Genomic DNA, 18231 nt, shown 5'->3' with positions numbered 1-18231 from the left:
CCCCATTGTTCAACTCAAGCACTCGTTAGTAGTTCTATAAGAACGATAAATATTAAATCCTATTTACGAATTTCACTAATACTTTTTCCACTTAAAAATGCGTGTCCAGTTGTTAATTTTTTAACTGTTTGAAATCCATACTTTTGATATACTTTTTCAATTGATTCATTTATTGGAAAAACCCAAAGCCTTTTTATTCCTCTAGTTATTACTTCTTTTTGTATAAACTGAATAACTTCACCAATTAATCCTTTACCTCTGTATTCTTCAATTGTGGCTACGCTTTCCATTCGAGCTTGTTCGCCATCTTCAAAAATACAAGCAGTTGAACAAGCCACTCCATCCAACCGAAGAAGATAATGCGTGAAGGAAGAATGATTGAATTGTTCTTTATAAACTTTCTCAATAGTTTCCTTTCCTCCAAACTCTTTAATACTACTTTCTATATCTAAAGCTTCCTGATAGTTTTCATTTGTTACTTTTTCAATAGTAACTCTCTTATTATTCTGAATTTCCACCACCCGGTTATTCCACAATTGAACAGGGCTAATGAGTTCTTCATATCTAAAATTCCTTTTTATTAATTCAATAATGAGATTTTGTTGGTTCTCTATATTGTAGATATAAAACCTTGGTATGATTTGTTTAGACTGGTAAAAGCTGATAACCTCGTCTATAACTGGTTGTGGCTGTAAACACCCATCAATAATATGAGCGTGATTTGAATCATAATAATTTGGTTGATTTTCATTAAAAAATAACGTTCCCCATCTTGTATCAATTCGTTTAGAAAAGGTTTCATAGTATGAAATATCAAGCATTAAAAGTTCTTGTGAATTTAGCATATGGTTCCCCTTAAGTTTTCGGAAATAATTAACATTAATCCAATTATAGCATATATATTTCAAACCCTTTTTCAACTAACCTGCCCCAAATTTATTCACAATCTCTTCATTCATACCAATTTTCTTTAAACCTGATCTTTCACAATCTGGCCCTTAACATAAGGAAAGAGCGCAATTCTTACAGAATTGCGCCCGATTGTTGAATATCGTTATTGATGTAGATAGGTAAGTGGCTGCCACGTTAGCATAATAAGAAAAGGGAACGCTACGGCGATCCCTCCTTCGTCAGTAGTTCAATGACAATTGTTTAAATTCCTTCTTAAAGTAACCTGCCCTTTAACTGATTAACGACAAAAAAATGGACTGCTGAATACAGTCCATCATTGTCCAATTCTTGCGCCCGATAGTGATATAAAAGCTTTTTAGTATGGAATTAAGCAGCATGAGTTGTGGAATAGTAAGCGATAATACTCAACACACTCAATGTTTGAATCACAATCCCAACAATACTACAAATCAGACCTGAAACTGCAAAACCTCTACCGTTTCCATATGATTTAGCAATTTCCTTTGTTGCCTTCCTTGAAAAAATAACCCCGATAACACCAAGAATTAATCCAATCATTGGTATTATAATTGAAAGGATGCCGAGAGTTAATGAAACTACAGAATTACCATTCGCTTCAGTTTTTTCATCCATTTTTCTCCCCCCTTTTAACCAATATTTCATTAAATTATTTCAAATTTTCCACATTTTCACAATAAGCACTTCTTCGTTAAATGGCCCTAAAATGAAAAATGAGCACTAATCCTTGTTCTAGAAATGCGCCCTATTGTTGAATAAGTACTAACCTGTTTTATAAAAAATATTTTTAGCTAAGTTTTTAATTGCAAGGTGTTAAATAATAACGACAATAAAAAAGGACTGCCTAAACAGATCAATCTGGTGTTTAACTCAAGCTACTTGTTAGTTCAAGAACATTATCAGTTTAATTCCATTAAAATACGTGAAAATAATAAAGAAGTATTGAAATTCCAAATAGTAATATCATCAGTAACGAATTACGGAATTTCTTTTTATCTTTTTTTATCATTGAAGATATTGAACGAAAAATTGCTACAAAAACTCCAATAATTGAAATCAATAACCACATCTCTTACCATCCTATTTTTGTTATTCCTTTAATTAATTGAACCATAAGCATAATAAGAAATTTAGCTTATTATGCAATCGCACCCGATTGGGGAAGAATCATTGCTAAATATTATTCTAGATATGCAGCTAGTTGAACTAAAAACTAGTTTTAAATTACTTAGAAACTCATCCTATATAATATACTGCAAAAAATATTAGCTGGGCTATGAAGCGACATTGTTCGAAGCTATTTCTGCACTTTGATCATCATTAGAGATAAATTGAAATCGCCTTATTTTCATTTATTTGCAACGCGAGGCCGTGTTTGGACTTATCTCGGACATACCCCATTTACGGGCGTTAAAAGAGATGGTCTTTACTTTCACTAATGTCCAAAGTAGTTGGACAGCCAACTAATTATTATCATAAAAATCCCTATTACAATAACAATTGCAGGGCCCACAACAAAAATTCCAATTAGCAAGGATTTTACAATTAGCCAAACGGTATAAAAAGGTTTTTCTTCATTATTCTCTAACTTAATGTTAATTGATTCTAATGACTGACTTATGTTTTTTAACTCATTTAATATTTGTTTTTCGGTTTCTTTCTCCATGATAAGACATCAATCCTACTATTGTTTTATTCAATCCTAACATTTTTTTAGCAAGAGGCAGAGAAAAATTTACATAAAAAGCCAAAAAATCTTTGCAGGAATTTATGTAGCTTTTAAAAGGGATGAATCGTAAAGTGTTATATCAGTTTAAGCAAAAGTTGTAGAGTACCTAAGTGAAACTCTCCATAATCCATAATTTTCTCACTACTTGTTATGCAACAATCTGGCCCTATACATAAAGAAAGGCACAATTCTGTTGAAGAATCGCGCCCGATTGTTGAAGATCATTGCTTTAATCTAGAGATAAGCCTTTGTTAGTGAAATATCACCGTTATAAGTAACATGCCAATGAAGCCCAAAGTTATAATATTAAATCAAAATCGCCAAATTACTTGGACCCAGATGTCCGTTAATTGAACTGTTTGTTATTCAGGAACTTTTCAATTGTAACTGGAAGAACTTCTTGACTCCAAGGGGTCCATCCATACTCCTTGCCGTTATATAAAATGTTGTCTCGATAGGCGACCGCTTTTTTAGTGTAAAAAACAATGGTGAAGACTTTCTGATCAGGATGACTGTGATCATACCGAAAGTTACTGTCTTCCTTCCCTTGATTTAGAACACCGAAGAAATTCTTAATTTGGGACGAATCCGTCAAGGTCGATAATAGCCGATGTTCAAGCTTGGTGTCGCCATGATCCTCATAGATTTGTATTTTTTTCACTTCGTTCTGATTCAGATTCTTAAAATGATAGTTGTAGGATCCACGGTCACGGTAATAGACACTATAACCCCCGATTGCTTGTTGATCTTTTACAACAACCAAATCAGGGTTTTCTTTTACCTCATAAATTTTCGTCCCCTTTTCAAGGAAGGCAGCATCCCCATCCTTTATCTTGTAGTTCGGTTTAGTCACATTATCGGAAACCATGAATTTTACGATACCGATTTCCTTCCCCACAAGGGATGGGTCAGAGAGAGTTCCTGTGTTAATAACTTGATAACTGTGGCCATTGAGTTTGATGAAATCCATCCATTCCATCTTGGCATATCCACTGGAGGTTTTGGGGGAGTTGCTGCACCCAGAGGCAATAATAACAAACAGAAAAAGAGTGCCTATGATCATTTTTTTCACAATAACGCCTCCTTATAAAAAAATCGATATATATTAATACCGTTCCGAGATTCACTTGAAAATGACTTCACACTGACTTAGCCATAAAAGAAGCTATTTCACAAATAAAACGTACTATAATGATTAGCACGTTTTATATTACCAATTATATATCATACCAATATATGGAACAAATATATTTAAACGAGCTTTAATCACAAACAATGAGCTTCTATTAGCAGCTTTAGTTTTTAAGTACCACCTTGATAATTTCACCATGATTTAAGAGGCCCTTAACATAAGGAAAGAGCACAATTCTTACTACAGAATTGCGCCCGATTGTTGAAGATCGTTATTGAAGGGGTACCGTCAGGAAACCGAATTTACAACGTTAAGGAATTTTCAATACTAAAAACCATGCTTTGACATTGTCTAATGCATGGTAATTATTTAACTTATATAAATCTGCTAAGGTGATTTTTTTAGCTCATCTTTTTATTGAATTCATTAACTGGAAGAAGTATTCAGGTTTATGAGTCTTATTTAGGTTATACCATGAATGTAATGTATCTGGTGCAAATACATCTAAGTTTTTAAATACTTCCATCGTAAATTCCAGAGGCGCAACCCCTGATGCAGTAACCAAATTCTCATCAGATACCGCAGGTCTCATCTCATAATATTTTTCTCCTTTATAATTAGGGCAGACCATTTTAATATACTCTAAGTCATTGCTTGTGTGTTTTCTAGAATCTAAGTATCCCATATTCGCAAGAGCTTCAGTTGCACCACAAATTGCAGCAACAATAGTGCCGAGCTTTAAGGCTTCGTCAATTTTTTTCATGATTGGTTGATGAATAACTTCTCCCCAAGTAGTCCCTCCAGGCAAAACTAAAAGATCTTTACTCTCAAGAGTACACTCATCAAGGGAAATATCTGGTTTTATGCTCAGTCCCCCCATCGTAGTTATCATTTCTTTATTAGCTCCTACTGTAACTACTTTTAAAGGTACTATATCTTTTTTGAAATATCTTCCTGTGTTTAGTTCGGCAATTAAATATCCATATTCCCAGTCTGACATTGTGTTAAATACATATAGGTAAACTTTTTTTGTTTGCATCCATAACACTCCCAATCACAATTTATATACTAATTTTAAAATAACTTCCCTGACAGCTAACGTCAGGGAAGTTATCATACTTGATGAAATTTTATTAATTCCGACAGAACTTCAATAAGTCTTTTCTTTAGACTTATTGGCTCGATAATTTGAATAGATTTACCGTACGGTAAAAGTAAATAAGGTATATATGTATGTACTATATCTCTTTCAAGAAGGAAAACTGCTTGATTTGAATTTCGTTCATGTAAATAATGTCCTAAAAACCAATGTTGGCAAACATCATTCAGCGTACTTTCATTTCCATTAATAACTAAAGAAGTAATCCCTTCCTTATCTTCTATAGTAGGACGGAGGTTTTTCATAAAAAAGTCACGTGATGAAAAATTTTCTGGCCGGTTAAACTTATTTTCGGTTAGCATTAGACTTTCAATTCGATCTACTCTAAAACTACGGATATCATTCCTAAGATGACAAAATCCAATCACATACCACTTATTATTCCAATAGATAATTCTGTACGGATCGACCAATCTATAATTTAATTGCTTTTCGCCACTTTTATGGTAAAGAATTTTTACTGAGTACCCGTCAGCTACAGCCTGCTCCAACTCCTTCAAAAAAGGTTCCATAGAGAGTGAACTTAATCGACTTATTACTTCAAGACTAGTTAAATGTTGGTTTATCTTTGTTTCCTGCTCTTGATTTGAGTATTTACTTAGTTTTGAAATGGCCCTATTTAGTGCTTCACCTCCATAATATCCGGCTTCTTCAGCAAAAACAGCAGCGTGAAATAGTGAAGTTTGCTCCTCAAAATCAAAAAAAAGAGGAGCCTCAATAAAATTGTTCAATAAAGTATATCCACCGTTATGTCCTGGTTCTGAAATTATAGGTACGCCACTTGTTGAAATTGTATCAATATAACGATACACAGTCCTTATATTCATCTCTAACTTTTCTGAAATTTGTTTTGCAGTAATTTTTTGACCTGAACGAAGCATCCATAGAATTGCTAACATATTGTCAATTTTAGGCATATAATTCCACCTCTATATGAAATTTATTTTCTATTATATATTTCCGATTTTCATTCATCGTGCCATCCCCAGGCTGTTCTGCCCTTAATAAACCTGTCATTTAACTGATTAAAGACCTAGAAAAATGGACTGCTGAAAACAGTCCATCGTTGTTCAATTCTTGCGCCCGATTGTTGAAGATTATTGTTAAAAAATCTTATTTAAGATTAATGTCTGTTCTTGAATGAGTACTTTTTACTTTTTAAGTAAATCGTTTACTTTATTTTTGTCTTTTAAGTTTGTTTGAATGAGGTTTTTTAGGTCCTTTTCATTTTTTATATCACTTAAATCTTTCCCGTACCATTGTTGTATTTCTTGTCTCGTTAAAGTATATTTTTCGTTTGGAAAATCAAATGAAATCTATTCTACATTTTTAACCAAAGCAATCAGATATGTTGCATTATTTATGACACTATTTTTAATGTTGCCTGTACCATCACCGTATTCAATGACCATACCGTAAGGTTTCTTTTTGGTTTGAAGTGTCACTTGTTTGAATGCTTTACTTTGAGGTAACTGAGTAATAATGTTTCCAACTGCACTATTATTACCTATATAGGATCCCATATATTGAAAAATATCTTGATTTGGTTTATTACTTAACTGACAACCACCTAATACTATCAACAATAATGATATTAAAATTATATATGTAGTAAATTTCTTCATCATTCTCCCCCTTTTTTCTTAGAATTAAATACACCATATTTTTCCTATACTAATTGAATTTTTTGCTGAAAAGTAAAATCCTTATTCCAAAAAATGGACCTAAACATAAAGGAAGAGCACATTTCTTGTTGCAGAAACGCGCCCGATTGTTGAAGATTGTTATTGAAGTAAAGCTACCCGTTTGTTTAAGTATTTCTTCACAAATTAGCCCTTTTTATAGTTCTTTTATTACAAGAGTGCTAACATTAACCCTTACCAATTAAGAAAGATTATATAAAAAAGAGCGAACACCTTTTAAGTGTTCACCCTAAGCGCAGTTGTGAATTTATACCATTGGATGTGGTACATAAAGTTCTTCTAAACTCTTAATCTCTTCAGATGTCAATTTGATTGATAACGTCGACACTGCATCTTCGATATGGCTTATCTTGGTCGCCCCAATAATCGGTGCTGTGACCCCTTCCTTTTGTAATAACCATGCAAGTGCGACTTGTGCGCGTGGAATACCTCGATTCGCAGCAACCTCTGCCACTCTTTCCGCCACTTTGCGATCGGCTTCTTCTGTCTTGGTAAACAGGTCCTTTGCTACTTGGTCATTCTCTGATCGAGAGGTCTGTTCATCCCAATCTCGGGTTAATCTACCTGCAGCAAAAGGTAAATATGGCGTAACGCCAACTCCATCATCTTTACAAAAAGGTAGCATTTCTCTTTCTTCCTCTCGATAAAGTAAGTTAAGTCTATTTTCCATGGAAATGAAACGCGTCCAACCGTTGCGTTCTGCCACATGTTGAGCTTTTGCGAACTGCCAAGCTGACATGGTGGATGCTCCGATATACCTTACCTTGCCTGCCTTAACTAGATCATGAAGTGCCTCCATTGTCTCTTCAATCGGTGTGTTAGGATCCCATCGATGGATTTGATACAAGTCGATGTAGTCTGTACCCAAGCGTCTTAGACTATTATCAACTTCCGTCATTATCGTTTTTCGGGAAAGCCCCATTGCATTTGGACCTTTACGCATCGGAACGAATACTTTTGTAGCAATGACAACTTCGTCACGTCGAGAGAAGTCCTTTAATGCTCGCCCAAGAATTTCTTCACTTGTGCCGTCAGAGTACATATTAGCGGTACTGAAAAAATTCATGCCCAATTCAAGGGCTTTTTTAATGAGCGGTCTGCTATTTTCTTCATTTAGTGACCATGGTGTATTTCCTCGTTCAGGTATGCCAAAGCTCATGCTTCCAAGACATAGTTCTGAAACATCCAAACCTGACTTTCCGAGTTTTTTATATTCCATTTGTATAACTCACTCCTTCAGTATTATGTCAAAAATTAATGATGATTTATTTAAAATCATCGAGAGACTCCCATCAGCACCACGGAAGTTGACGTCTCTCATTCGAAAACATGCCTATATGACCGCTCCCGTCAAGAAGAGCAAGGCTCACCGGATGACGAGCTGCCTGTTGAACGGTTCCTGTTCCTTCCAAATTGTTGAGGTCAGTTGCGGTAAAGCCCGGACATACGGCATTGACAATACCTGTTGATGCAAGTGCAAGCGTAATGGCGTTAAGGGCAGGTCTTTGAAGGGCTATAAACTGCACCGAACATTTCTCGATGCGAATAGTTGGGGTCCGCGTTGAGTGTTAGCGATCCTGATCCACTCGAAACGTTGACGATTCGTGCAGCAGGAGCTTTACGAAGAAGCGGTAGCATCGCTTGTGTGACAGCAATTACACCAAATACGTTTGTCTCAAACACCGTGCGTACCTCATCGTTAGATGCAACACTTGTTTTTCCTGACTTACCTACATCTTCAAGTTTCATTCCAGGTTCACCCCCATGCGATATGCCCGCGTTGTTGATAAGTACGTCGATTCGACCTAGCTTATTACGGATACATTCTGCTGAGGTCTCGATAGAATACTGATCGGTAACATCAAGTTGGATGGCCCGTACATCTTCCCCAACGCTAATTGCTGCCTTTTTCCTTTTTCAAAATTGCGTAACCCAACAAGGACAGTGAATCCGTGTGCCTCAAGATCCTTTGAGATTTGAAGACCAATTCCCTTATTAGCTCCAGTAACCAAGGCGACAGGTTTAGAATGCATTGTAAAACTCTCCTTCCTGCGAACAACTTTTGTCGATGCAGTTAAATTCTTTTTATCAAACCATGCATTTAACTAAGGTTGATGTATCAACCTAAACTCACTTTACCACCTTGTAGTTGACGCGTCAACAATGTTATACTCCATTTATGAATAAAAAAATGATAAGTGAAGAAGAAATGCAAATTTGGCATATGTGGAAAAACTCTTATAAGAACATTTTTGGACGCGTAGTAAAAGACATGTTCGAGCAAACTGGACTATCGGAGGGTGACTTTGGTATATTAGACCGATTGGATCTTTATGGAAAAGGTAAACTACGTCAACAAGAATTAGCAAACTCAATCGATTGGACCAAGAGTCGGTTGTCCCATCATTTAACGCGGATGGAAAAACGTGGACTTGTTATAAGGGAACCATTAGATACTGAACGAGGAGTCCAGGTAATGATTACTTCGTTCGGAAAATCAACTTTGGATGATGCCCGCCCTGTCGTTTCCATGGCAATACGTGAGCATTTTTTAGATTTATTAACCGAACAAGATATTGAGTTCATTACTAATCTGGCGGAAAGAACAAAAGCAAAGCCTTCATCGTCTTGTAATACTCCACCATCTTAATTGCGTTTTTTGATCTTATTCAAACGATAGGTAATAAAAAAGCTGATTTTCCTAATTTGGAAGATCAGCTTTTTCTACTTTGTGAAGAAATGCACCTATGCTAGTTGAGTAGAAGAGAATCTCTCTACCGTAAGGCAGATTTTGTTCTCCCCCCTCACAGAATCGTGCTTGCACTATTAATGCACTCGGCTCCTAATTTTCTTGGAGATCCTATATTTGATGAAATATTTACTGAATTGAATAAGCGTAAAACGCTGGTTCACATACATTCAAGTTCACCACCAGCTTCATTTATACGTCCTAAATATATTGTTTCTGATTTTATGATTGAATTTACGTTTAACACTACTCGTGCGATGACAAATTCTTGATGGATCCCATCGAACGTTGCCCAAAACCAATGCTTTTAAACAAACCTTTTTACTTACAACAATCATTCTGTTGGTATCTTCAATATGTGGATTTTTTACAGACAAAAAAGTTATAAATGATGAAAAAAATCAGATTGAAATAGTATAAATTCAGACCTTATTTAGAGGTTGGGAACTATTAACTCCAGCCTCTTCCCTCTAAAGATAATATCTTCTCATCCTACCAATAGGTTGTTTTTTTGAAAATGGGTCCTTATTTAATCCATCTATAGCAACAAGGATTCTTTCTTCATTAAACACGCCAAATATTCAATTTTATAGAGAGTCTTATTCCGTTAAATGGCCCTAAACATAAAGAAAGAGCATAATTCTGTTAAGGAATCGCGCCCGATTACGGAAAATCATTGCTTAAATCTTATATATGAAAAGCTCAGGTTAGTTAAATTTTTTCGATTTTGCAAATCCACCTATAAAAATTCAATATTATAATTAACAGAATTGGGTCAATAAGAATAGAGTATTCCAATTTCCACCACCCGTAATTGAAGTACCCCCAAGGTTCTGGAAGTAACGCTATTTCTTCATAAATCACCATAAATACTAACCATAAAAATATAATAAAGAATTCTTTTTAATAATTGAGAGTTAAATGGATACCAATTCAAAAACAATATATTTACTGGTGGTAAAAGCATTGTAGTCGTTGGTAAACCTCTCCAATCAACTTCTTTTGTGAAATAACCGTGATATTTTTGGTCAATAAACAAATCAGCAAGTAATTGTAAAGTAACAGTGAATAGCCATATATGAACAATTTGATTTTTTGTAAGCCTATTGTTTGATATAAATGCAATTAAATTAAAAAGAATAACAGCAATAATTAGTCCAATCATAAAAATATCCTTTTTTATTTAATTTCCTCTGATCATTGTTCAATTATTCTGCCATTTAACTGATTAACGACAAAAAATGGACTGTATCAGTCCATTTTTGCTCAATTCTTGCGCCCGATTGCTTTAATAAATGCAAGTAATTTTATTCTTATTTCTTAAATGCTTCTAATCTTTGAACTTGGACTCCTTTGTCATCAAAGTTCTCTTCGGCCAACCATTGAGTTAATGCTTGTTTATGTAAAGGCCATTCTTCTATTAGCATTGAAAACCAGCTGGTGTTTCGTGAGCGTTTTTTATAGATAACGGCATTTCTGAAGGTGCCTTCATACTGAAATCCTAAACGTTTTGCTGTTTGAATGGAAGGAGCATTAAAGGAATCACATTTCCATTCATAGCGCCGGTATTGGAGTTCTTCAAATACATACATGGCTAATAAATAGTGTGCTTCGGTAGACATTCTTGTTCTTCTTAATTCATCCGAAAAATTAACACTTCCCACTTCGATTACCCCATTTTCCTGATCTATCCTCATTAAACTAAAGATTCCAATCGGTTTGTTTGTCTCTTTATTTAACACGGAATAATAGACGTGTGTGCTGCTTTCTATTTTTTCTAGTATTGTCTGTTCAAACGATTCATAGTCGTGAGGTGGTTCGTAGGATAAGTATGTCCAATTACTAGGGTGAGAGTTTTTATAGGCGTTATAAAGTTCTTTGGTATGTGTACGAGATAATCTAGTGACAATGGTATACTTTCCGACATAATACATATCAGAAGGGAATTCTCTTTTCTGCCAATTGGACAACTCCTCACCAATTTGCTGGTTGTATTTGTTTATTCTCTGATTCATTTAATCGCCACATTTCATTACATTATTTTATTACAGTATAACTTGTTAAGAATAATTAATCACCTAGTGTTTAATTATTTTTCCCACAATATGGCCCTTTAAATAAAGAAAAGCACATTTCTTGTTGCAGAAACGCGCCCGATTGCTAAATATCGTAAAGCCCCTGTTAGTTCAGTAATTTTAATTTTAATACTATCCATCGACAAAAAATCCCACTAAAGTTGTAAAACAAAAAGGAGTAAAACAATTTCCATTTGGTTAGTTGGTAAAAATTTAACCATATAAAGAAAGGCTCTCCTAAATAAGACATCAATAGGGAAAGAATTAAATCCATGATTAAAAAAGACTTCCACTTATTTGTCCACTGATAAACCAACATCATTAAACATGGAACAAGTGTTATATCTGCTGGAACCAAGGGTGGAAAAGATTGAAAAAGTTTGTGTGGATACCCCCACCATATTAAATCTGTTCCAAGATTATCTAAAATCATGCACAAAATAACGATGAATGTTCCATAAAGTAATATTTCGATTATCCTTTTTTTATCAACAATTTTCCACCAAATAATCCAAGGAACAATGCTTAGAATTAAAAGCAACCACCATTTCCATGTCAAAAAATCGTCATTGATCCAATGTTGATATGCAATGTCTTTTAATTTTTCTCTTACTTTCTGAACATTTTCATAAGAAGGGAATGATTTTGACATCGTTTCACACTTATCCTTCCTTATCGATAAACATGGATATTTATTTCATGTCGTTAACTTTAATTCCGAAGATATTTAACAAAACAATTATTATTACAATTGATAGCAACCAGGCTAATAAAGGATTTTTATAATGTATGGGTAAGATAAAAAAAATAATAGCTGTAAAGAAAACAGACCACCTGAAACTCCAACCATTATGATAAGTAATGAACCCTAACTTATAGTCAACAAATTCAACTGTCAAATATATACCAACCCATAATAAAAACCATAAGAAGCGTTTTGCCCACCCTTTAGGAAACTTGCCCAAATATATCAATACCGTTGCGGTATAAGAAAATACCATAGAAAGAATTGTTATTGTCGTGTGATTAGGTATGATTAAGTCATGGAATACCCACATTGATTTTTTATATAGTAAAAAATTATATAAAAAGTCCCCAATTACAAAAAATAAAATGGTTGGATAATACCTTTTCCAATTCCTCCAATTACCCCAAATTAGCCCTGCTATCGTATATAAAGCGTTTATAAAAACATACATAAGGAACCAGTCCTTTGAATTGAATGTATTTATAATTTCCATCAAAATGCATTATTATTACATATTTATGGAGTCACACCTTTATCTAACTTTTCTGCCATATAGTTTAAGTGAAATCAATCAAAACCTTCATCCTGCTGCAAAAATATTCAATTTTCTAGAGAGTCTTATTCCATTAAATGGCCCGATTACAGAATAATGTTATGTCATTTTCACCATAAAAAACCCTTTAGACAAAGCGTATCCAAAGGGGGAAAGCATCGCATCTTTTTTATAAACATCGTGACTTTATTTCAAAGCTACACTTGATAGTTTCAAAAATGCCGATATACATTTTCCGGACCAAAACCTTCCCCAAAGAAACACCGAAATGCTTTGTCACAACCGATGGGACTTTAACTTACTTTGGCTTCAATGAATTAGAGAGAATCTCCGAAAATGGAGACAAAAGGCAAAAAAAAACTCAACCTAAGTTGAAGTTTTTTTCCACCACTCAACAAATTTTTCTGGACTAACAGGCTTTTCCACGATCGGACCTTGCATCATGTCGCATCCGTATTTCAGTAACCGGTCGCGCTGGCTTTGAGTTTCCACCCCTTCTGCGATGGATGTGATGCGTTGCACCCGGCACCAATCAATCAATGTCTTGACGGTCACCGAATCCATCCCCTTATGCATCTGGTCGATGAGAGTGGGGCTGATTTTGACATAATCCAACGAAAATGTTGCCACATCCACCATCAAAAGATCTCCTTTTTCCACCTCACGGATGCCGATGTTCACGCCGAGCTGTTTCAAATGGACCAGATTTTTGTAGGCGGTCTTCGTTGGCTCAAACAGGTGTGCGGTGACCTCGAACACCAAATCGCGCGCCGACAAACCGCTTTTCGTTAAGACGGTTTTCACCGATTTTACAAATTGCTCCCGATGGAGGAGGATATCCGGCACTGCAATCGATACCTTAAGCTCCGGTTCCACTGATTTTTTCCATATCATAATTTGGCTGCAGGCGCTTAAGAGGACCCGTTCCCCTAACTCTGCCATTAAGCCCGATTCTTCTACGACCGGAAGAAACGCTTCCGGCAGAAGGACACCTTGGTCCGGATGTTCCCAGCGAATCAGTACTTCAGCACTGCGCAGGACACCGGTTGATACCTCCACTCTCGGCTGATAAAGCAGAAAGAACTCTCCATTTATCAGGGCTTTACGCAAGGCTTCGACGGATATCGGTGCTGTTGTTTGATGTTCAAATACCGCATAGTTGTTTCGCCCGCTCTTTTTCACTGAGTACATCGCCTGGTCTGCATGCTTCACTAAATCCTCGGCGGTCTCACCGTCCTTCGGGTAGACGCTTAAACCGATGGATGCACTGATGTGAAGGGTGTTTTCGTCTACCACAAACGGCTCATTTAAACGAATCAAGACGCGGTGAAGGAGAATTTTCACTTCTGTTTCGGTGATGTTTCCGCTTAAAAGAATCGTGTATTCGTCTCCTCCAAGCCTGGATATGAGGGCGTCATTTGGCACCAGTTGTTTCAATACTTCTGCGACATGCTGAAGAAGGAGATCGCCTGCGTCATGACCATAGGTATCATTGACCTCTTTAAACTTATCCAAATCGACAAACAACACATAAAACGCTGCATAGTCGATTTTGGCTACTTCAATCATTTCGTTTAGTTTTTCATAAAATTGCAAGCGATTCGGCAAGTCGGTCAGAGAATCATAGAACGCTTGATGCCGAATCATTCCCTCGTAATATTCTAGGGAGATCATCATTTGGTTGAACTCCTGGATCATCCTGCTGACTTCATCTTTCCCTTTGGCGGGCAACCGTTTTGAAAAATCCCTTCTCGTTTTGATGTCCCGGATGGTGGCGACCAGTTCATTGATGCGGGATAGAACGGCCTTGTCCATAAAAGTGTGAATGATATAAAAACTGAACAACATGAGCACGCCCATAAAGACAGAAAACAAGATAATGCTTTTTCTTCCCGTCGCATAGGTGGTTCTTTCGCTTTTCACGCGAAAGACAAATGCCGGATTCCCATATACGTCGGAAACGGCACTATAGCCCGAAATCGTGTTTTCACTGTCTATTTGGATCCATTTCCCTTGTTGATGAGATTTTATAGGGACAATCGACAATTCACTCTGGCTTTTTTTGGCTAAAATGGACACTTCCTCTTGGTCGATCCATCTGCCGACGATCATGACGCCGTCACTTGGACCGGTTTCATCACTTTTTATAATGGGTTCCGAGACCACCATCATGGGCTTATTTTTTATCATGACTATACCCGCATTGACACTGCCAATTTGGCTGATTAGCGGGAGAAAGTCCGGCGGAAACGGTTGTTTTTCTCCTTTTTTCAAATCAAAGGACGCCCCGTATAAAAGCGAACCTTGGGCGTTGGTGATCGCCACCAAATTGAATTGATTGAAACTATACGCATCATCTGTCAAGTTGATCTTGATATAGTCTGGATTTTCAAATTTGGCAAAATGATACGTGTCATCCCAAATCGTAAAGTTGATTAGATTTTTTTTCATGTCTTCTTCGGTTTGGTTCACATTAAACAAGACCGTATCTAAACTTCGTGTCATGTCTTTTTTCTCAATCGTTTCAAATGTGTTTAAAATCAGTAAGCGGATCATGAAATATAAGACCAAAAATGAAAGGAGAAAAAGAATCGACATAAAAATCAGAATCTTTTTTTTCATGCTCATGTTGTTGTCCCTGCCTATGGTGCGTATTACCTATTATTATAGTGCACTGGGGTGGACTGTACAAATCGTAATTTTGCCAAAATTGGATAAATTTCCTTTGCCGTTTAGCACAAAAAGAAAGCTACCAAAACTAGTAGCTGGATATTAAACTCATAACCCCTTTACTTTAAGTATTTCACAATACCACTTTTGACCCTATCCCTACTATGGTTTTAACAGATATAAAAATTTGCAATTTTACATCGTTTGGTTTTCAGAAAACAACGTGATTTTAATATTTTTAAATAGCTCTCTTTTTAATTGTTGTTCCTCTTATATTTTAGCAATCTAGATTTTTTTAACTAATTAAGTGGTCATTTGGTGGTTGAAAAACTAGACATTCTCCCCATCTCTTCACCAATAACAAATTTTTAAAAATATGTTGCTCCATTAAATGGCCCGATTGCTGAACAATCTTCTTTTTAATTGGACAACAATTTAATTTCTTTAAAACGAATAGTGTCATAACTTTTAAATATTGACACCAACTGTCAGGGCTCAATGATAAATACGGACTGGATAACTATTACTTACGTGTATAGAAAAATATGGATAATATGGAATGGAGATGATAACATAAAGGATAACAATAATTTCTTAATATTCAATAAGGTTAGGAGGGGGATTAATGTTAGAAATTAAAAATGTGTCAAAAACCTACGATAAAAACACCGCCTTACAAAACGTGAATTTTACTATTCCTAGTGGTGTTTGCTTTGGGTTAATTGGACCAAATGGTGCTGGTAAATCCACATTAATGAAAATTTTAGCTGGTATCATCGAAAAATATGAGGGGGATGTTACTTTTCTAGGGGATGAAATTAAAACCAATTCTCATAAGATAAAAAAACAAATTGGTTATATTCCACAAGATATTGTTTTGAATGAAACTTTAACTGCAATTGATAATCTTGAGTTCTTTGGTTCGGTTAACGGATTGTCATCAAAAGAGGCAAAGATAAAAGCATTGAAAGTATTAGATTTGGTCGGTTTAAAAGATCGAGGAAAAGAAGCAGTTAAAACCTATTCTGGTGGGATGAAAAGAAGGATTAATATCGGGTGTGCTTTAATGCATAATCCTAAGTTTATTATTATGGATGAACCGACTGTGGGTGTGGATCCTCAATCAAGGAATTATATCTTTGAAATCATTCACAAATTAAAAACACAAAACATCACGGTTTTATATTCTAGTCACTATATGGAAGAAATTGAGCATTTATGTGAATATATAGCTTTAATTGATAAGGGCACGGTATTAGAAAATGGTTCGGTACAAGAAGTACTACATAAATATTCTACTCCATCCGTTTACGTTGAGGGGGAGACAATAACGGAAGAAATGTTTACTTCGCTAGGAAATGTATATCTAAAAGGAAACGGGATTGTTGTAGAAAACGATGAAGCTTTAACCTTATTAGAAAAGGTGACAAATCTATTAAAAGAACATCAATTAGAAGTAAATCGTTTAGAAATTGCAAAACCAAACTTAGAAGATATCTTCTTGAAGTTAACCGGAACATCTTTACGGGATTAAAGGAGTGGGAATATGATTGGTGCTTTTATTAAAAAAGAACTAAAAAGAATGAGTAAAGAAAGAGGTATGTTTTTCTTCCTTATTATTCTACCTATTTTATTTATTGTAATGTTTTCAACCATTTTAGGAAATCAAAACTATACTTTTCAAATTCATTACATAGATCAAGATCACTCCGCTTTATCAAAAGATTTTATTCATCATTTATCTCCTTCTAAAACCTTTGAGCTGGTAAAAGAATCAGACGAAAAAGAAGTACTTGCTCAAATAAAAAAAGGAAAGGATACAAATCTATTAATCATTGATAAAGGATTTGAATCGTCTATCAAATCTGGACAGTCTCCTATTTTACATTTTTACTATGATAAGAACCAAAGTTCGGCTCAAGAGGTTGCTCCTATTAAAACCTTAGTGGAAAACATAATAAATGGCTATAACCAAGCTAAAATCCAGACATTCGTTCAATCTCACTCTAAAAATGTTACAGAGGCTCACTCTGTTTTATCTCCTTCGATCGATTTAAAGTCTAAAGCAGTTTCTGTAAAAAAAGTAAATGCAATTACTAGTATCGTGCCTGGATATACTGTTATGTTTGTATTCTTTATATTGATGAGTATGGCTCGAACCTTTATCAGGGAACGAGACAGTGGAATGTTAGCTCGTTTATATGCAACTTCTATAACCAGGTTTCAATATACGTTCGGAATGTGGATACCTTGTGTTATTGTAGTGCTAATTCAAATAGCTGTCTTATTAGGTTTTGGTTATTTTGCTTATCATTTGAGTTTAGGAAATATCCCTTCTCTAATTGTACTATCTTTCATATTGACCTTAGCTGTTACTACACTTGGGTTAGTGATCTCTTTTTATACAAAGAGTGAACAAATGGCCATAGGCCTTACTCAAATTATCACAATGGGTGGAGCTGCATTAGGTGGACTTTGGGTTCCGTTAGATATTATGCCGAAATCGATTCAAACAATTGCTCATTTCTTACCTCAATATTGGGCACAAACAGGCTTTGTTAATATTATGACAAGAGGGGCTAATTTAGCTGATATATTGCCAACTTTATATTATTTAATTGGATTTAGTATCATTTGTTTTATTTTAGCTTTAGTAGGATTTAAAAACTTCTTTAAGGGAGCTACAAATTAATTATTTTTCCTTTGGTTCCATAAATCACAAAATAACGGGCAATACATATTAAATACATAATATGTATTGCCCGTTTACTTTTTGCTAAAGA

General features: G+C 35.3%; 20 protein-coding genes. 4 read left to right on the top strand and 16 right to left on the bottom strand.

The annotated features are described in order from the left end of the window. Nucleotides 1-59: 59 nt before the first annotated feature. The 11 genes from HPT25_RS16915 to HPT25_RS29085 form a co-directional block, all read right to left on the bottom strand. A complete protein-coding gene (locus HPT25_RS16915) occupies nucleotides 60-845 on the bottom strand; it encodes a GNAT family N-acetyltransferase (RefSeq protein WP_173065312.1) in 786 nt (261 codons plus the stop codon). 433 nt (nucleotides 846-1278) lie between these two features. Next, complete coding sequence (locus HPT25_RS16910; RefSeq protein ID WP_173066642.1) at nucleotides 1279-1545, bottom strand: DUF4190 domain-containing protein; 267 nt, start codon at nucleotides 1543-1545, stop codon at nucleotides 1279-1281. Between the two features lie 820 nt (nucleotides 1546-2365). Continuing rightward, complete coding sequence (locus HPT25_RS16905) at nucleotides 2366-2596, bottom strand: hypothetical protein (RefSeq protein ID WP_173066639.1); 231 nt, start codon at nucleotides 2594-2596, stop codon at nucleotides 2366-2368. 409 nt (nucleotides 2597-3005) lie between these two features. Then, nucleotides 3006-3731 (bottom strand): hypothetical protein, encoded by a 726-nt coding sequence (locus tag HPT25_RS16900; RefSeq protein WP_173066636.1) that lies wholly within the window; start codon nucleotides 3729-3731, stop codon nucleotides 3006-3008. Nucleotides 3732-4197: 466 nt separating this feature from the next. Continuing rightward, nucleotides 4198-4830 (bottom strand): type 1 glutamine amidotransferase family protein, encoded by a 633-nt coding sequence (locus HPT25_RS16895; protein ID WP_173066633.1) that lies wholly within the window; start codon nucleotides 4828-4830, stop codon nucleotides 4198-4200. Between the two features lie 74 nt (nucleotides 4831-4904). Beyond that, nucleotides 4905-5867 carry a helix-turn-helix transcriptional regulator gene (locus HPT25_RS16890; RefSeq protein ID WP_173066630.1) on the bottom strand — a complete coding sequence of 321 codons (963 nt, stop codon included), beginning with the start codon at nucleotides 5865-5867 and terminating at the stop codon, nucleotides 4905-4907. Between the two features lie 399 nt (nucleotides 5868-6266). Continuing rightward, entirely contained in the window at nucleotides 6267-6575 is a 309-nt protein-coding gene (locus HPT25_RS16885; protein ID WP_217269740.1) for a DUF4825 domain-containing protein, read from the bottom strand. Between the two features lie 325 nt (nucleotides 6576-6900). After that, nucleotides 6901-7872: an aldo/keto reductase gene (locus HPT25_RS16880; RefSeq protein WP_173066624.1), complete on the bottom strand. Its 972-nt coding sequence runs from the start codon at nucleotides 7870-7872 to the stop codon at nucleotides 6901-6903. A gap of 73 nt (nucleotides 7873-7945) precedes the next feature. Continuing rightward, the gene (locus HPT25_RS28740) at nucleotides 7946-8179 is read right to left on the bottom strand and encodes a Rossmann-fold NAD(P)-binding domain-containing protein (RefSeq protein ID WP_246277210.1); all 234 of its coding nucleotides are present in this window, start codon (nucleotides 8177-8179) and stop codon (nucleotides 7946-7948) included. Further along, on the bottom strand, nucleotides 8145-8525 hold the full coding sequence (locus HPT25_RS16875) for an SDR family NAD(P)-dependent oxidoreductase (protein WP_312857350.1): 381 nt from the start codon (nucleotides 8523-8525) through the stop codon (nucleotides 8145-8147). The genes HPT25_RS28740 and HPT25_RS16875 overlap by 35 nt, the downstream gene beginning before the upstream one ends. Beyond that, nucleotides 8459-8686 carry an SDR family NAD(P)-dependent oxidoreductase gene (locus tag HPT25_RS29085; RefSeq protein WP_281368215.1) on the bottom strand — a complete coding sequence of 76 codons (228 nt, stop codon included), beginning with the start codon at nucleotides 8684-8686 and terminating at the stop codon, nucleotides 8459-8461. Before HPT25_RS29085 ends, HPT25_RS16875 begins: the two co-directional genes overlap by 67 nt. A 146-nt stretch (nucleotides 8687-8832) precedes the next feature. Here HPT25_RS29085 and HPT25_RS16870 point away from each other — a divergent pair, with 146 nt between their 5' ends. Then, nucleotides 8833-9303, top strand: a complete 471-nt coding sequence (locus HPT25_RS16870; RefSeq protein ID WP_173066621.1) for a MarR family winged helix-turn-helix transcriptional regulator — start codon at nucleotides 8833-8835, stop codon at nucleotides 9301-9303. A gap of 104 nt (nucleotides 9304-9407) precedes the next feature. Then, nucleotides 9408-9674 (top strand): amidohydrolase family protein, encoded by a 267-nt coding sequence (locus HPT25_RS28385; protein WP_217269739.1) that lies wholly within the window; start codon nucleotides 9408-9410, stop codon nucleotides 9672-9674. A gap of 581 nt (nucleotides 9675-10255) precedes the next feature. Here the strand turns inward: HPT25_RS28385 and HPT25_RS16865 are convergent. From HPT25_RS16865 to HPT25_RS16850, 5 genes are all read right to left on the bottom strand, one after another. Further along, nucleotides 10256-10567, bottom strand: coding sequence for a hypothetical protein (locus HPT25_RS16865; RefSeq protein ID WP_312857299.1), 312 nt, complete (start codon nucleotides 10565-10567; stop codon nucleotides 10256-10258). 148 nt (nucleotides 10568-10715) lie between these two features. Next, nucleotides 10716-11417 carry a GNAT family N-acetyltransferase gene (locus tag HPT25_RS16860; RefSeq protein WP_173066618.1) on the bottom strand — a complete coding sequence of 234 codons (702 nt, stop codon included), beginning with the start codon at nucleotides 11415-11417 and terminating at the stop codon, nucleotides 10716-10718. A 166-nt stretch (nucleotides 11418-11583) separates the two neighbouring features. Further along, a complete protein-coding gene (locus HPT25_RS16855) occupies nucleotides 11584-12129 on the bottom strand; it encodes a CBO0543 family protein (RefSeq protein ID WP_173066615.1) in 546 nt (181 codons plus the stop codon). 40 nt (nucleotides 12130-12169) lie between these two features. Then, nucleotides 12170-12676, bottom strand: a complete 507-nt coding sequence (locus tag HPT25_RS29080) for a CBO0543 family protein (RefSeq protein ID WP_281368214.1) — start codon at nucleotides 12674-12676, stop codon at nucleotides 12170-12172. 468 nt (nucleotides 12677-13144) lie between these two features. Next, nucleotides 13145-15406, bottom strand: a complete 2262-nt coding sequence (locus HPT25_RS16850) for an EAL domain-containing protein (protein WP_173066612.1) — start codon at nucleotides 15404-15406, stop codon at nucleotides 13145-13147. 667 nt (nucleotides 15407-16073) lie between these two features. Here HPT25_RS16850 and HPT25_RS16845 point away from each other — a divergent pair. Both HPT25_RS16845 and HPT25_RS16840 read left to right on the top strand, forming a co-directional pair. Beyond that, nucleotides 16074-16982 carry an ABC transporter ATP-binding protein gene (locus tag HPT25_RS16845; protein WP_173065172.1) on the top strand — a complete coding sequence of 303 codons (909 nt, stop codon included), beginning with the start codon at nucleotides 16074-16076 and terminating at the stop codon, nucleotides 16980-16982. A 12-nt stretch (nucleotides 16983-16994) separates the two neighbouring features. Further along, a complete protein-coding gene (locus HPT25_RS16840; RefSeq protein WP_173066609.1) occupies nucleotides 16995-18140 on the top strand; it encodes an ABC transporter permease in 1146 nt (381 codons plus the stop codon). Nucleotides 18141-18231 lie beyond the last annotated feature (91 nt).

Source organism: Neobacillus endophyticus (assembly GCF_013248975.1).
In the GTDB taxonomy this organism is placed as follows: domain Bacteria; phylum Bacillota; class Bacilli; order Bacillales; family Cytobacillaceae; genus Neobacillus; species Neobacillus endophyticus.
Note: the sequence above shows the minus strand (reverse complement) of the source record. Positions and strands in the feature narration are given on the sequence as shown.

What these genes read in the sequence shown, in the direction of transcription:
- HPT25_RS16915 (WP_173065312.1), bottom strand. Translation starts at nt 845, where the DNA reads ATGCTAAATTCACAAGAACTTTTAATGCTTGATATTTCATACTATGAA.
- HPT25_RS16910 (WP_173066642.1), bottom strand. Translation starts at nt 1,545, where the DNA reads ATGGATGAAAAAACTGAAGCGAATGGTAATTCTGTAGTTTCATTAACT.
- HPT25_RS16905 (WP_173066639.1), bottom strand. Translation starts at nt 2,596, where the DNA reads ATGGAGAAAGAAACCGAAAAACAAATATTAAATGAGTTAAAAAACATA.
- HPT25_RS16895 (WP_173066633.1), bottom strand. Translation starts at nt 4,830, where the DNA reads ATGCAAACAAAAAAAGTTTACCTATATGTATTTAACACAATGTCAGAC.
- HPT25_RS16890 (WP_173066630.1), bottom strand. Translation starts at nt 5,867, where the DNA reads ATGCCTAAAATTGACAATATGTTAGCAATTCTATGGATGCTTCGTTCA.
- HPT25_RS16885 (WP_217269740.1), bottom strand. Translation starts at nt 6,575, where the DNA reads ATGAAGAAATTTACTACATATATAATTTTAATATCATTATTGTTGATA.
- HPT25_RS16880 (WP_173066624.1), bottom strand. Translation starts at nt 7,872, where the DNA reads ATGGAATATAAAAAACTCGGAAAGTCAGGTTTGGATGTTTCAGAACTA.
- HPT25_RS29085 (WP_281368215.1), bottom strand. Translation starts at nt 8,686, where the DNA reads ATGCATTCTAAACCTGTCGCCTTGGTTACTGGAGCTAATAAGGGAATT.
- HPT25_RS16870 (WP_173066621.1), top strand. Translation starts at nt 8,833, where the DNA reads ATGAATAAAAAAATGATAAGTGAAGAAGAAATGCAAATTTGGCATATG.
- HPT25_RS16865 (WP_312857299.1), bottom strand. Translation starts at nt 10,567, where the DNA reads ATGATTGGACTAATTATTGCTGTTATTCTTTTTAATTTAATTGCATTT.
- HPT25_RS16860 (WP_173066618.1), bottom strand. Translation starts at nt 11,417, where the DNA reads ATGAATCAGAGAATAAACAAATACAACCAGCAAATTGGTGAGGAGTTG.
- HPT25_RS16855 (WP_173066615.1), bottom strand. Translation starts at nt 12,129, where the DNA reads ATGTCAAAATCATTCCCTTCTTATGAAAATGTTCAGAAAGTAAGAGAA.
- HPT25_RS29080 (WP_281368214.1), bottom strand. Translation starts at nt 12,676, where the DNA reads ATGTATGTTTTTATAAACGCTTTATATACGATAGCAGGGCTAATTTGG.
- HPT25_RS16850 (WP_173066612.1), bottom strand. Translation starts at nt 15,406, where the DNA reads ATGAGCATGAAAAAAAAGATTCTGATTTTTATGTCGATTCTTTTTCTC.
- HPT25_RS16845 (WP_173065172.1), top strand. Translation starts at nt 16,074, where the DNA reads ATGTTAGAAATTAAAAATGTGTCAAAAACCTACGATAAAAACACCGCC.
- HPT25_RS16840 (WP_173066609.1), top strand. Translation starts at nt 16,995, where the DNA reads ATGATTGGTGCTTTTATTAAAAAAGAACTAAAAAGAATGAGTAAAGAA.